12 protein-coding genes are annotated in these 12,212 nt (G+C 70.4%); 8 read left to right on the top strand and 4 right to left on the bottom strand.

The features are described from left to right. Window positions 1–38 precede the first annotated feature (38 nt). The 3 genes from QM728_RS14615 (at window position 39) to QM728_RS14605 (ending at window position 2,356) form a co-directional block, all read left to right on the top strand. Entirely contained in the window at window positions 39–1,049 is a 1,011-nt protein-coding gene (locus QM728_RS14615) for a bestrophin family protein (protein WP_415032731.1), read from the top strand. A 140-nt stretch (window positions 1,050–1,189) separates the two neighbouring features. Beyond that, on the top strand, window positions 1,190–2,077 hold the full coding sequence (locus QM728_RS14610) for a cutinase family protein (protein WP_415032730.1): 888 nt from the start codon (window positions 1,190–1,192) through the stop codon (window positions 2,075–2,077). Between the two features lie 126 nt (window positions 2,078–2,203). Continuing rightward, window positions 2,204–2,356, top strand: coding sequence for a hypothetical protein (locus QM728_RS14605; protein ID WP_415032729.1), 153 nt, complete (start codon window positions 2,204–2,206; stop codon window positions 2,354–2,356). Here QM728_RS14605 and QM728_RS14600 read toward each other — a convergent pair. Continuing rightward, window positions 2,353–2,577 carry an RNA-binding S4 domain-containing protein gene (locus tag QM728_RS14600; RefSeq protein ID WP_415032728.1) on the bottom strand — a complete coding sequence of 75 codons (225 nt, stop codon included), beginning with the start codon at window positions 2,575–2,577 and terminating at the stop codon, window positions 2,353–2,355. The two genes, QM728_RS14605 and QM728_RS14600, sit on opposite strands and share 4 nt — an antisense overlap. Window positions 2,578–2,618: 41 nt before the next feature. On the opposite strand from QM728_RS14600, the gene lysX reads away from it, so the two are divergent. Genes lysX through QM728_RS14580 form a run of 4 tightly spaced genes read left to right on the top strand, consistent with a single transcriptional unit; the run spans window position 2,619 to window position 8,513 of the window. Next, window positions 2,619–5,969 (top strand): bifunctional lysylphosphatidylglycerol synthetase/lysine--tRNA ligase LysX, encoded by a 3,351-nt coding sequence (gene lysX / locus QM728_RS14595; protein WP_415032727.1) that lies wholly within the window; start codon window positions 2,619–2,621, stop codon window positions 5,967–5,969. 20 nt (window positions 5,970–5,989) lie between these two features. Then, complete coding sequence (gene rraA, locus QM728_RS14590) at window positions 5,990–6,481, top strand: ribonuclease E activity regulator RraA (protein ID WP_415032726.1); 492 nt, start codon at window positions 5,990–5,992, stop codon at window positions 6,479–6,481. A 23-nt stretch (window positions 6,482–6,504) separates the two neighbouring features. Further along, complete coding sequence (locus QM728_RS14585) at window positions 6,505–8,058, top strand: succinic semialdehyde dehydrogenase (RefSeq protein ID WP_415032725.1); 1,554 nt, start codon at window positions 6,505–6,507, stop codon at window positions 8,056–8,058. Window positions 8,059–8,069: 11 nt separating this feature from the next. Then, entirely contained in the window at window positions 8,070–8,513 is a 444-nt protein-coding gene (locus tag QM728_RS14580; protein ID WP_415032724.1) for a hypothetical protein, read from the top strand. Window positions 8,514–8,561: 48 nt separating this feature from the next. Here the strand turns inward: QM728_RS14580 and QM728_RS14575 are convergent, their stop codons facing one another. Genes QM728_RS14575 through QM728_RS14565 form a run of 3 tightly spaced genes read right to left on the bottom strand, consistent with a single transcriptional unit; the run spans window position 8,562 to window position 10,433 of the window. Beyond that, entirely contained in the window at window positions 8,562–8,798 is a 237-nt protein-coding gene (locus tag QM728_RS14575) for a hypothetical protein (RefSeq protein WP_415032723.1), read from the bottom strand. 41 nt (window positions 8,799–8,839) lie between these two features. After that, on the bottom strand, window positions 8,840–9,670 hold the full coding sequence (locus QM728_RS14570) for a sigma factor (protein WP_415032722.1): 831 nt from the start codon (window positions 9,668–9,670) through the stop codon (window positions 8,840–8,842). 13 nt (window positions 9,671–9,683) lie between these two features. Next, window positions 9,684–10,433, bottom strand: a complete 750-nt coding sequence (locus QM728_RS14565) for a DUF6474 family protein (RefSeq protein ID WP_415032721.1) — start codon at window positions 10,431–10,433, stop codon at window positions 9,684–9,686. A gap of 101 nt (window positions 10,434–10,534) precedes the next feature. On the opposite strand from QM728_RS14565, the gene QM728_RS14560 reads away from it, so the two are divergent. Continuing rightward, on the top strand, window positions 10,535–12,208 hold the full coding sequence (locus QM728_RS14560) for a TM0106 family RecB-like putative nuclease (protein ID WP_415032720.1): 1,674 nt from the start codon (window positions 10,535–10,537) through the stop codon (window positions 12,206–12,208). Window positions 12,209–12,212 lie beyond the last annotated feature (4 nt).

Raw genomic sequence — 12,212 nt, 5'->3', positions numbered from 1 at the left:
GTCCGGCTGCGGATCCGTGCTGACTAGAGTGAGCCGCTATGCACATCGGTAGGAACTACTCGCTGGCCGAGTTCCTGGCCTGGCGGCAGAACGGCACCCTGATCATCATGGTGCTGGTCTCCATTCCGACCGTGCTGTACGCGGTCTTCGGCTGGACGTTCCTGTCCATCCCGTGGGAGCCGGTCGCGATCTTGGGCACCGCGCTGGCGTTCATCGTCGGTTTCAAGAACAACGCCAGCTACGACCGCCTCTGGGAGGCGCGCAAGATCTACGGCTCGATCGTCAACGACAGCCGCAGCTTCGCGTACACGCTGCGCGACTCGGCCGGCGGCAAGCGCGACGACGCGGTGAAGACGATGTTCAACCGCCACTTCGCGTGGCTGACGGCCCTGCGCTTCCAACTGCGCGAGCCGCGGGAGTGGGAGAACCAGCACCTCAAGTGGTTCCGCCGCTACCGCGCCCGCACCTACGACGTCCCGGAGTGGACCACCGATCGCGACGTCGAGCTGATGCCGTACCTGTCCGAGGACGACTTCCGCTACGTCAAGCACAAGACAAACCGGGCCACCCAGCTGATCGCGATGCAGTCCCAGCAGCTCGGTGAACTGCGCGCCGCCGGGGCGATCAACGACTGGCAGTGGAAGGACCTGCAGGAGAGCCTGGCCAAGCTCACCGACGACCAGGGCATGGCCGAGCGGATCAAGAACTTCCCCTACCCGCGCAACTTCGCGTCGATCGCGATGTACCTGATGTTCGCCTTCGTCGCGCTCGCCCCGTTCGGCCTGATGGACCCCATCGCGCACATGGGCGACGGCACGGCATTCGCGGGCAAGACGATCTGGCTGAACATCCCGGTGTCGGCGATCGTCTGCGGTGTCTTCCACACGCTGGAGACGGTCGGTGAGGCGGCGGTCAACCCCTTCGAGGGCAGCGCGAACGATGTGCCGATCACGCAGATCAGCCGGTCGATCGAGATCGACATGCGGGAGATGCTCGACGAAGTCGGCATCCCCAAGCCGATCGTCCCGCCCAAACAGATCGTTATGTAGCGCCCGAGGCGGCTGTGACCGTAGTAAACCGTGAGGTTGCTGCGGTGTAGTGGTGCTTAAGTTGCGCAGATTGTCCGGTTCCCGGATAGACTCTGGATCTCGCCCGTATCACAGATCAGTAGTCAATTGGAGGAACCGCCATGCTCGGCGTGTCTCGTCGAACCGCTGTTGCCGCGGCCGCCCTCGCCGGTGCCGCCCTGACCGGGGTCAGCGGCGCCGTCGCCTCGCCGCGCGCCGTCGCCGCCCCCTGCCCGCACCTGTACGTGCTGGGCCTGGCCGGCACCTGGGCGCAGGGACCGGGCCTCCTCGGTGCGGTGACCGACGGCCTCAGCGCCAAGGTCGACTACGTGGGCTACGCGCGCAGCGCCTTCCCCTTCGTCGAGAAGCGCAACTACGGCGCGTCGAAGGCGCAGGGCGTCAACAACGCCCGCGGTCTCGCGCTGCAGATGGTCCGGCGCTGCCCGGGCACCAAGGTCGCGCTGACCGGGTACAGCCAGGGTGCCGACGCGGCCGGCGACCTCGCCTCCGAGGTCGGCACCGGCCTGTCGCCGCTGCGCCCGGAGAACATCGCCGGCGTCGTGCTGCTGGCCGATCCGCGCCGCTCGGCGCGGGACCAGCTCGTCGGCCCGCGGCTGAACGGCCAGGGCAGCGGCGGTCCCCGGTTCAACGGCTTCGGCCGGGTGAGCCACAAGGTGTACACGATCTGTGAGCCCGGCGACATGTACTGCAACGTCCCCCGCGACTACTACATCACCCGCATCGTGGGGTTCCTCGCCGAAGTCAGCAACCCCAACCCGCAGCAGATCCTCGCCTACGGCGGGGAGGCGGCTGCGATCCTGGGCGAGCTTCTGACGGTCGGCGGACCGGGTGCGATCGTGGGCGAGCTGTCCAACGCCAAGGCGCGCCAGCAGATCACGTCGTTCTGGCAGTTCCTGCGCTCGGGCGCGCACGGCCGCTACACGACCTTCCAGGTGAAGCCCGGTGTGACCGCGACCCAGTGGGCGCACAACTACCTCAACCGGCTCTGACCGACGACTCGACGGCCGCGCGCCGGTAGTGACGAAAGCCTCCTCGTCGAGGGCTGCCCGGGAACCAGAGGTTTGCTATTCTGAATTGCGTACTCATCAGTAGCTACGCATCATCGGAGCCCCGGAATGTCGCCTTCATCGCGTCGAGACAACAAGCGCCCCCGCCTGGTCAGCCTTGCCGCCGGTCAGGCCCGTCGCCCCATCGCGGCCCGCCGTCTGCCCGAGTCGGCCGAACGCCTGGTGACGCCCGCCGAGCTCAAGACGCTGGCGCTGGGCTAACCGTCGGCCCCGGCCGCCGCCACTTTCACCGAGTACTGAGCGAACTCGACGACGTCGCCGTCGACGAGTTGTCGGCCCCGTCGACGCTCGACGTCGCCATTCACCCGGACCAGGCCGTCGGCGATCACGCCTTTGGCATCTGAGCCCGAATCGATCAGGTTCGCCAGCTTCAGGAACTGGCCGAGTTTGATCTTCTCGCTGTCGATGGGTACCTCGTCCATGTCGACAGTCTAATTCTCGGCCGCAGGACTACCGTGAACGCGTGACCCCGACGCCGACCCCGCGCCCCGCCGGGCGCGCCCCGCGGTTCGGCGGCGGCGCCCCGCACATCGCCTCGCTGATCGTCGGCACCCTGGCCACCCTGTCCCTGCTCTCGTCGGTGTCCGAGCGGGTCCGCCACCTGCTGCACGTGCCGCGGCAGTTCATCGACGGCTACGTCATCACCTGGCCGGACACCAGCTTCGCGTGGGCCTTCGTCCTGGTCCTGGTGGCCATCGCCCTCGGGCACCGCAAGCGCGTGGCGTGGTGGATCGCCGTGGGCTATCTGCTGGCCTACGCGGTCGCCAACATCCTCGTCCTGACCTCTGCCGCCCCCGCGTGGCTGGCCGGGGAACTGACCCACAACGATCGCCTCGCGGCGGCAGTCGGCCTGGGCATCGATCTGGTCGCGCTCGGCTTCCTCGTGCTGACCCGACGCCAGTTCTACACGCGGGTGCGGCGCGGCGCCGTGTTCGCCGCGCTCGCCACCCTGCTGGTCGGCCTCGCCCTCGCGACGCTGCTCGGCTGGGGCCTGGTCGAACTCTTCCCGCGCAACCTTGCCCGGGATGAGCGGCTGGCCTACGCGGCGAACCGGGTCGTCGCCTTTGCGGCCATCGACCAGCACACCTTCGACGGACACCACGCCGCCGGACCGATCAACACCCTGCTCGGTCTGCTCGGCGCGCTGGCGATGCTCGCGGCGACGGTCGTGCTGTTCCGGTCGCAGCGATTGCGCGGGCTGATGACGCCGACCGACGAGAAGCTGATCCGGGCGCTCATCGACGTCTACGGCGAGGACGACTCGCTGGCGTACTTCTCGACCCGTCGGGACAAGGCGGCGGTGTTCTCCCCGGACGGTCGTGCCGCCATCACGTACCGCGTCGAGGTGTCCGTCGGCATGGCCGGCGGCGATCCGGTGGGCGACCCGAAGTCGTGGCCCGCTGCCGTCGCAGCCTTCCTCGACGTCTGCGAGCGCTACGGCTGGCATCCGTCCGCCGTCGGGGTCAGCGAGCGCGGGGCAGCCGTCTATCAGCGGGCCGGGCTGAGTCTGCTGGGCATCGGCGACGAGTCGATCCTGTACCCGCGATCCTTCACGCTGCGCGGCCCCGAGATGCGCAACGTCCGGCACGCAGTGGCGCGCACCCGCCGCAGCGGCATGACCGTGCGCCTGCGCCGACACCGGGACATACCGCCCGCCGATATGGCAGAGATCGAGAGGTTGGCCGCCGAGTGGCGCGACACCGACTCCGAGCGCGGCTTCGCCATGGCGCTGGGCCGCCTCGGCGACCCACTCGACGGCGACTGTCTCCTGGTGCAGGCCGAGGTCGGTGCCGACGGCCCCGATCGGCGGACCGTCGGGATGCTGTCCTTTGTGCCGTGGGGATCCACCGGCGCCTCGCTGGACGTGATGCGCCGGGACCGGACGGCGGGCAACGGCATCGTGGAGCTCATGGTCGCCGAGCTGTTGGAGTGCGCCGACGAGGTGGGCGTCACCAAGGTGTCGTTGAACTTCGCGGCGTTCCGGGAGTTCTTCGAGCGGGGCGAGCGGATCGGCGTCGGACCGGTGGTGCGGGCGACGCACGGCGTGCTGACGGTCGCCTCGCGCTCCTTCCAGATCGAATCGCTGTATCGGTCCAACGCGAAGTATCGGCCGGACTGGACGCCCCGCTTCCTGGCGTTCGAGGACGGCCGCGCGATTCTCCGAGTCGGGACGGCGGCGTTCGTCACCGAGGGTTGGCTGAAGCTGCCCCGGCTGGCGGGGCGGCCGAAGCCGGGCCCGCCGGAGGAGTCGGCCGTGCCCCCGGGCGTCGACGTCGACGCGCTGATCGCCGAACTTGCCGCGCAGGCGCAGCCGGTGACCGCGCACCGCCGACCCGAGCAGGTCCGCGTGCGGCTGGCCAAGGTCGACGAATTGCGCGCCGCCGGGATCGATCCGTATCCGGTCGGCGGCGCCGGCGAAGGGCCGTCGCACACCGTGGCCGAGGCGAACGCGGCGCCCGCCGACACCCCCGTGGTGGTGGCCGGCCGGGTGACCGGGATGCGGGACTTCGGCGGTGTCGTGTTCCTCGACCTGCACGACTGGTCGGGCCAGACCCAGGTGGTCTTCGAGCCGGGCGTTCTGCCGGACGGCGCGGCCGACCCGGCCCGCAACATCGACCTGGGCGACCTGGTCGGCGTCGTCGGTCGCACGGGGCGTTCGCACAGCGGGCAGCAGTCGGTGCTGGCGTCGTCGTGGCGGATGCTCGGCAAGTGCCTGCACCCGCTGCCGGACAAGTGGCGCGGCCTGGCCGATCCGGAGGCCCGCGTGCGCCAGCGCTACCTCGAGCTGGCCGTCGACCCGGCCGCGCGCGAGTTGCTCGTCGCGCGCTCGCGGGTCGTCGGCGCGCTGCGTGATCATCTGGCGAGCCGCGGTTACCTGGAGGTGTCGACGCCGATCCTGCAGCCGGTGCACGGCGGGGCCAACGCCGAGCCGTTCCGGACGCATATCAACGCCTATGGCATCGATCTGTACCTGCGGATCGCCCCCGAGCTCTACCTCAAGCGGTTGTGCGTCGGCGGTGTCGAGAAGGTCTTCGAGATCGGCCGGAACTTCCGCAACGAGGGCGTCGACTTCAGCCACAACCCGGAGTTCACCAGCCTCGAGGCCTACCGCGCCCACGCCGACTACCGGGACATGGCGCAGTTGGCGCGGGAACTTATCCAGGCCGCGGCGATCGCCGTGCACGGCGAACCGGTGGTGCTGCGGCCCGACGGCACGGGCGGCATGCGCCGCGTCGACATCTCCGGCGACTGGACCCACGCGTCGGTGTTCGCAGCGGTCTCCGCGGCCGTCGGCGAGACCATCACCCCGAGCACGGGCGTCGGGGAGCTGCGCGCGATCGCCGACCGGCACGGCGTCGCGGTGCGACCGGTGTGGGGTGCGGCGGAGATCGTCGACGAACTGTACGAGCGGTTCGTGGAGGCGCCGACTCAGCTGCCGTCGTTCTACTACGACTTCCCCGCGGCGACCTCCCCGCTGACGCGTCCGCACCGCGAGATCGACGGGGTCTGCGAGCGGTGGGACCTGGTCGCCTGGGGCGTCGAACTGGGCACCGCCTACTCCGAGCTCACCGATCCGGTCGCGCAGCGCGAGACCCTCACCGAGCAGTCCCGCCGGGCCGCCGGCGGCGATGCGGAGGCGATGGAGTGCGACGAGGACTTCCTGCGCGCACTGGAATACGCGATGCCGCCCACCGGCGGGCTGGGCCTGGGCGTCGACCGGATCGTCATGCTGATCACCGGCCGCTCGATCCGCGAGTCGCTGCCGTTTCCGCTGATCCGGCCGCGGTCGACGCCGGAGACCACGCGCGAGTAATCGGCGGTTAGGATTCACTCATGAGTCGAGCTCCGGAGTTCACCCCCACCGCTGACCTGGTCGACGAGATCGGCGAGGACGTGCGCAGCTGCGACACCCAGTTCCGCCGCTTCGGCAAGAAGGACACCTTCGTCGGCACCGTCACGACGGTCCGCTGCTTCCAGGACAACGCGCTGCTCAAAGAAGTCCTCGGCGAGGACAACCCGGGCGGCGTGCTGGTCGTCGACGGCGACGCCTCGGTGCACACCGCCCTCGTCGGTGACCTCATCGCCGAGCGCGCCCGCGTCCACGGCTGGGTGGGCATCGTCGTCAACGGCGCCATCCGCGACGCCGCCACCATCGACGGCATGGACATCGGCGTGAAGGCCCTGGGCACCAACCCCCGCAAGTCCAGCAAGACCGGCGCCGGCGAACGAGACGTCCCCGTGGAGTTCGGCGGCGTCACGTTCACCCCCGGCGACACCCTGTACTCCGACGCCGACGGCATCGTCCTCGTCGCCGCCGACGCCTGATCCCGCAACCGAGGAGACTCACGATGCCCGCACCGTCCGCCGCCGTCTTCGACCGGCTCAACAAGCTGATCGCCATCGACCCGAAGGCCAAGCGCAAGACGCGCCCGATCCTGGAGGCCTTCAGCGGCACCGAGCTGGCCCAGATCCCGGTCGGCACCGCCGACGACCTGAAGGCCGCCGTCGCCGCCGCCCGCGTCGCGCAGCAGGGCTGGGCGCAGCGCACGCCGAAGGAGCGCGCCAAGGTCCTCTTCGCCTTTGCCCGGTTGGTGCACCGCGACGCCGACAAGCTCATGGACATGGTCCAGGCCGAGTCGGGCAAGGCGCGGCAGTACGCGCAGGAGGAAGTCCTCGACGTCGCGCTGACCGCCCGCCACTACGCCAACAGCGGGCCGTCGACGCTGGCCGAGCACAAGGCCAAGGGCATGATCCCGGGCGCCACCGACGTGCGTGTGCGCTACCAGCCCAAGGGTGTCGTCGGGGTCATCTCGCCGTGGAACTACCCGCTGACGCTGGCCGTCTCCGACGCGCTCGCCGCCCTGCTGGCCGGCAACGCCGTCGTCATCAAGCCGGACAGCCAGACCCCGTACTGCGCGCTGTCGGCCGCCGAGCTGCTCTATGAGGCCGGCCTGCCGCGCGAACTGTTCGCCGTCGTGCCCGGCCCGGGCCGCATCGTCGGCCAGGAGATCGTCGCGCAGACCGACTACGTCATGTTCACCGGTTCGTCGCAGACCGGCTCGGAGTTGGCCGCACAGGCCGGCAAGCGGCTGATCGGCTTCTCCGCCGAGCTGGGCGGCAAGAACCCGTTGATCGTCACGAATGGCGCCAACCTGGACCAGACCGTGCCCGGCGTGGCCCGCGCGTGCTTCTCCAACTCGGGTCAGCTGTGCATCTCGATTGAGCGCATCTACGTCGAGAAGGGCATTGCCAACGAGTTCACCAAGCGCTTCGCCGCGTTCGTGAACGACATGAAGCTCGGCGCCGCCTACGACTTCTCCGTCGACATGGGCTCGCTCGCGTCGGCGGCGCAGGTCGAGACCGTGCAGGAACACCTCGACGACGCCGTCAAGAACGGTGCCAAGGTCCTGGCCGGCGGCAAGCGTCGGGAGGACCTGGGCCCGTTCTTCTTCGAGCCGACGGTCCTGGCGGACGTCACCGACAAGGCCATCTGCCACCGGCAGGAGACCTTCGGGCCGCTCGTCGCCATCTACCCGGTCGACTCGGTCGACGAGGCGATCAAGCTCGCCAACGACACCGAGTACGGGTTGAACGCCAGCGTCTTCGCCGGCAGCAGTCGCGAGGCCAACGCCATCGCCGACCAGCTGCGCGCGGGCACGGTCAACATCAACGAGGGCTACGCCGCGGCGTGGGGCTCGACCGCGGCACCGATGGGCGGCATGGGGATCTCCGGTGTCGGCCGGCGCCACGGCGAGGAGGGCTTGCTCAAGTACACCGAGCCGCAGACCGTCGCCGAGCAGCGCGTCATCGGCATCGACGGCATGCCCGGCGTGCCGCAAAGCGTCTTCCTCAAATTGACGCCAAAGGCCATGGAGGCCATGAAGTTCCTCCCGGGACGGTAGGTTTACCAACCATGACGAACCTCATGATCCGACTGGGCACCGCCGTGGCCGCGACCGCGGTCGCCGGTGCCGCCCTGGCCGCTCCCGCCGTCGCAGCCCCCGCCGTCCCGGGCGTGCCCGCTCCGCACGACGCCGCCTCGATGAAGATGGCCGACTGGTACGGCACCGCCTTCGCCGTGACGCTGCTGTCGCCGGACAACGGCTGGTACACCCTGCAGCACGACGGCGGTTCGCGCCCGGTCGTGCTGGAGCAGCGCAACGTGAAGTACCGCAAGCGCGCCAAGGACCCGGCTGCCACCCCGTGGCGCCGCCTCGCCATCGCCCACCGCGGCTCGCCGCTGCTGTGGGGCCAGTGGAGCCGACTGCCCGGGTTCACCGGCAAGCAGTTCCGCCTCTGCCGCCTCGCGGTCGACGGCAAGCAGTGCACGTCCTACAGCGGCATCCTGACGGCCTGATCGTCTCGATACACCTGCCTCGCGGGCTCGGCGGGCACTCGACCACCGCTACTCCTCGGGCAGGGCGGCGAACGCGCTCTTGGCGTCGCGGTACCAGCCCATCGACTTGCGCGGGTGGCGCCAACGGGCCTTCATCTCGTCCCGGGCCTCCTGATGGCTGGCGTCGCCGGCCTTCTCGGCCTCCTTGAGGTGGCGGTCCTGCGCCTTGATCACGTCGTCGGCGCTCTCGCCGCGGTGGGGCTGGTCGCAGGGTCCGCCGAGCTGGCGGCACGTCATCGTCTTCATGTCGATCCTCTCGTCCGAGGGCGGTCGCTCCGCCCCTACCTCTATGACGAGCGGGCGGGTCGACGTGTGACGCGGGAGAGCACGGCGGGATCGGCGCGGAACGTGATCGCCCCGACGGTGCCCCCGGTGACGTCGAAGTCGAAGACGACCATCGGTTCGCCCCGCAGGAACCAGGCGTAGACCGGGCGCCCGTCGAGGATCGCCGGCAGCGCCGCATGTGCCGAACCGTTGAAGAACCCGGCGATGGCGCGGCTCCCGTCGAGCCGCTCGGGCGTGCCCGTGGCAATCGCGGCGTCGTCGGCGCGCACCCGGGCGTCGGGGGCGAGCACGGCGATCAAGCGGTCGAACTCTCCGCCGCGGGCGGCGGCCATGAACGCGTCGACAACCTCGCGGTCGGCCATCGCGCCGACGGCATCGGCGTTGCGGACCTTGGCGCGCCCGCGCGAGGCGAGCTTGCGCGCGGTGGCCGGTGCGACGTCGAGGGCCGCGGCGATGGTGGGGAAGTCGAAGTCAAAGGAGTCGTGCATCACGAAGGCGATCCGCTCGGGCGGGGTCAGTCGGTCGAGGACCAGGCCGAGGGCGTCGCCGACCTCGTCGCCGAGGACGGCCGCGTCGGCGGGACCGGCGTCGGGGGTCGGGCCGTCGTCCGGTTCGGCCGGAACGGGAATCCGCGCTTTGAGTCGGTCCAGGCACAGGCGGCTGGTCACGGTGGTCAGCCAGGCGGGCAGGTTGTCGACTTGCGCGGGCGAACCGTCGAGCCGGAGCCAGGCCTGCTGGACGACGTCCTGCGCCTCGACGGGGTCGGCGAGGATGCGGGTCGCGAGTCGGGTCAGCCGGGGGCGCTGATCCTCGAACTCCGCGGCTCGGTCCACCTGTTCGGCGCGATCAGTGCGTCGCGACGCCCAGCCGCGCGAGGATGTCGGCGTCGATGGCCGACAGCTCGTTGCCGATCGCGCGGTGCGCGTTCTTGCGGGCGCTCGGGGTCATCGACTCGGCGGCGTCGACGGCGACGGTGAGGTTGTCGAGCCGGGCGTCCATCGCCGAGGCGAAGTCGACCGAATCGGTGCTCGTGTCCGTGATGGTGAGGCTGCGCAGCGACTGCCGCGTCGTCGCGATCCGGGCGGCCAGCGGGGCGCCCTTGCCCGTGAACTGGCGCAGCGTCTCCGGGGCGACGCCGTGCTTCGACGCCTGGTAGTCGTGCAGCTTCTCCCGTGCCACGACCCCGCCGCGGTAGACGATCGGTGCGGCGATCGGGGCGACGATCTGCGCCACCGACAGCACGCGCTTGGCGTTCTTGCGGGTCAGCTTCTTCTTGTTGGCCGCCGCCTCGATCTTGGCGGTCTGCACCTTGGCGTCGGCGACCGCGGCCTTCGACTCATGCTTGGCCTGCTGGGTCTGTGCGCGCACCTCGCGCTTGTGCTGGCGGTCGGACAGCTTCGCGCTGCGACGTTCATCGCGCTTGCCGCCGCGCTCCTGGCGCTTGCGCTCGGCGCGACGCTCCTTGGCGTCGTACTTCGCCTCGTACTTGGCCCGCTTCTTCGCCGCCTTGGTGGCCGCCTTGGCGTCGGCGCGGCGCGCCTTCTTGGCGGCCTTCCGCTCGGCCCGGGTCTGGTCGTTGCCGGAGAACAATCCCATGGGGCCAACCCTAGGGCATGACGGGCGGCGTTGTCGCCGGTCACCTGCGCATCGGAGTCAGACCCATCGGATACGTTGAACATTGTGAGAGCGAGGCAGCGGTGAGCACCGCGACGAGGAGTCCGACGGGCGTCCTGTTGACGGCCCGCGACCTCTCCGGGTGCGCCCACAAACTCGCCCTCGACAACGCCCCCGCCGCCGGTCGATTCGGTGTCGACGAGGACTCCCCGGAGGTCGCGCGCCGCAAGGAGGCCGCTGCCCTGCACCGTGAGCGGGTCCGTGACCTGCTGGCCGCGCTCCACAGCGATGAGGGCCAGACGACCTTCGTCGCCATCCCCGACGGCCCGCGCGGCGAGCGGGTGGCCCAGACCATGGTCGCCGTGGCCCGCGGGGTGCGGTGGATCTGGAACGCCACGCTGCCCGACGACGTCGCCGGCCGCCGCCGCGGGCACAGCGAACTCCTAGTACACGACGGCATCGGCTACGTCCCGGTGATCGTCGTCAACCACCGCGTCACCCGGTCGGCGGGCAAGCCCAACGGCAACGGCGCCGACGGCGACGCGGCGCCCCGCACGATCACCACCAGTCCGCTGTGGACCTGGTTCCCGCAACCTGACGCGACGCGCACCATGCGCCCCAATCGCCGGGACACCCAGCGCCTGCAACACCTCACCGAGATGTTGGCGGCGGCCGGGTTGTCGGGGGAGCGCGGCCCGGGCCAGTGGCGGGCCGGGGTGATCGGCATGGATGCCGAGTGCATCGCCGTCGTCGACGTCGGGTCGTCCCGGGCCGAGTTCGCGGCGTTGACCGACGAGCGGTTGGCGATCGTCGACCAGCGGGTGCCCACCCATCCGAGTCGGGTCGGCGAGTGCCGCGACTGCCCGTGGTGGCCGCAGTGCGAGGCCGAGCTGATCGCCCGCGACGATGTGAGCCTCGTCGTCAACGGGATGGTCGCCGACGCGCTGCGGGGCTACGGGATCTTCACGATCGCCGACCTGGCCGCGGCCGACCCGCGGGTGGAGCCGCCCGAGTGGCGCACCGGCTCCTTCGAGGAAGCCGTCGCGGCGGCGCGGTGTCACCGCACCGGGGACCTCATGGTGCGCCGCGCGGAGGCGACGCCGGTGGTGCGCGCCGATGTCGAGGTCGACGTCGACATGGAGAGCTTCGGCGAGGACGGCGCGTACCTGTGGGGGACGCTGCTCACCGACCGCACCGATCCGAATCGCCCGGTGCGCTACCGGCCGTTCGTCACGTGGCGGCCGCTCCCGACGACGGCGGAGGCCGAGTCCTTCGCCGCCTTCTGGCGTTGGCTGCACGAGGAGATGGCGGACGCACTGGCGTCGGGCAAGACGTTCGCCGCCTACTGCTATTCGGAACAGGCGGAGAACCGGTGGCTGCGTGGTTCGGCCGAGCGGTTCGCCGGCCTGCCGGGTATTCCGACCAAGGCCGAGGTCGAGGAGTTCATCGCGTCGCCGCACTGGGTCGACGTCTACGCGGCGGTGTCCTCGAACTTCTACTGCCCGAAGGGCAAGGGACTCAAGCGCGTCGCTCCGGTCGCCGGCTTCCACTGGCGCGACGACGAGGCGAACGGTGCCGCGTCGATGGACTGGTACGCCGCCGCCGTCGGCTTGGACGGAAGGGTTCCCGACGAGTCGCAGCGCGTGCGGCTGCTGCAGTACAACGAGGACGACGTGTGGGCCACGAAGGTCCTGCGCGAGTGGATGGACGGCCCGGAGGTCAAGCGCCTGCCCACCATGCGGGCACTCCTGGACTGAGTCA

Source organism: Gordonia sp. (in: high G+C Gram-positive bacteria) (assembly GCF_047602025.1).
Classification (GTDB): Bacteria; Actinomycetota; Actinomycetes; order Mycobacteriales; family Mycobacteriaceae; genus Gordonia.
The sequence above is the reverse complement of the archived record's forward strand: the minus strand, read 5'-3'. Positions and strand labels throughout refer to the sequence as shown.

What these genes read in the sequence shown, in the direction of transcription:
- QM728_RS14615 (WP_415032731.1), top strand. Translation starts at nt 39, where the DNA reads ATGCACATCGGTAGGAACTACTCGCTGGCCGAGTTCCTGGCCTGGCGG.
- QM728_RS14610 (WP_415032730.1), top strand. Translation starts at nt 1,190, where the DNA reads ATGCTCGGCGTGTCTCGTCGAACCGCTGTTGCCGCGGCCGCCCTCGCC.
- QM728_RS14605 (WP_415032729.1), top strand. Translation starts at nt 2,204, where the DNA reads ATGTCGCCTTCATCGCGTCGAGACAACAAGCGCCCCCGCCTGGTCAGC.
- QM728_RS14600 (WP_415032728.1), bottom strand. Translation starts at nt 2,577, where the DNA reads ATGGACGAGGTACCCATCGACAGCGAGAAGATCAAACTCGGCCAGTTC.
- rraA (WP_415032726.1), top strand. Translation starts at nt 5,990, where the DNA reads ATGAGTCGAGCTCCGGAGTTCACCCCCACCGCTGACCTGGTCGACGAG.
- QM728_RS14585 (WP_415032725.1), top strand. Translation starts at nt 6,505, where the DNA reads ATGCCCGCACCGTCCGCCGCCGTCTTCGACCGGCTCAACAAGCTGATC.
- QM728_RS14580 (WP_415032724.1), top strand. Translation starts at nt 8,070, where the DNA reads ATGACGAACCTCATGATCCGACTGGGCACCGCCGTGGCCGCGACCGCG.
- QM728_RS14575 (WP_415032723.1), bottom strand. Translation starts at nt 8,798, where the DNA reads ATGAAGACGATGACGTGCCGCCAGCTCGGCGGACCCTGCGACCAGCCC.
- QM728_RS14565 (WP_415032721.1), bottom strand. Translation starts at nt 10,433, where the DNA reads ATGGGATTGTTCTCCGGCAACGACCAGACCCGGGCCGAGCGGAAGGCC.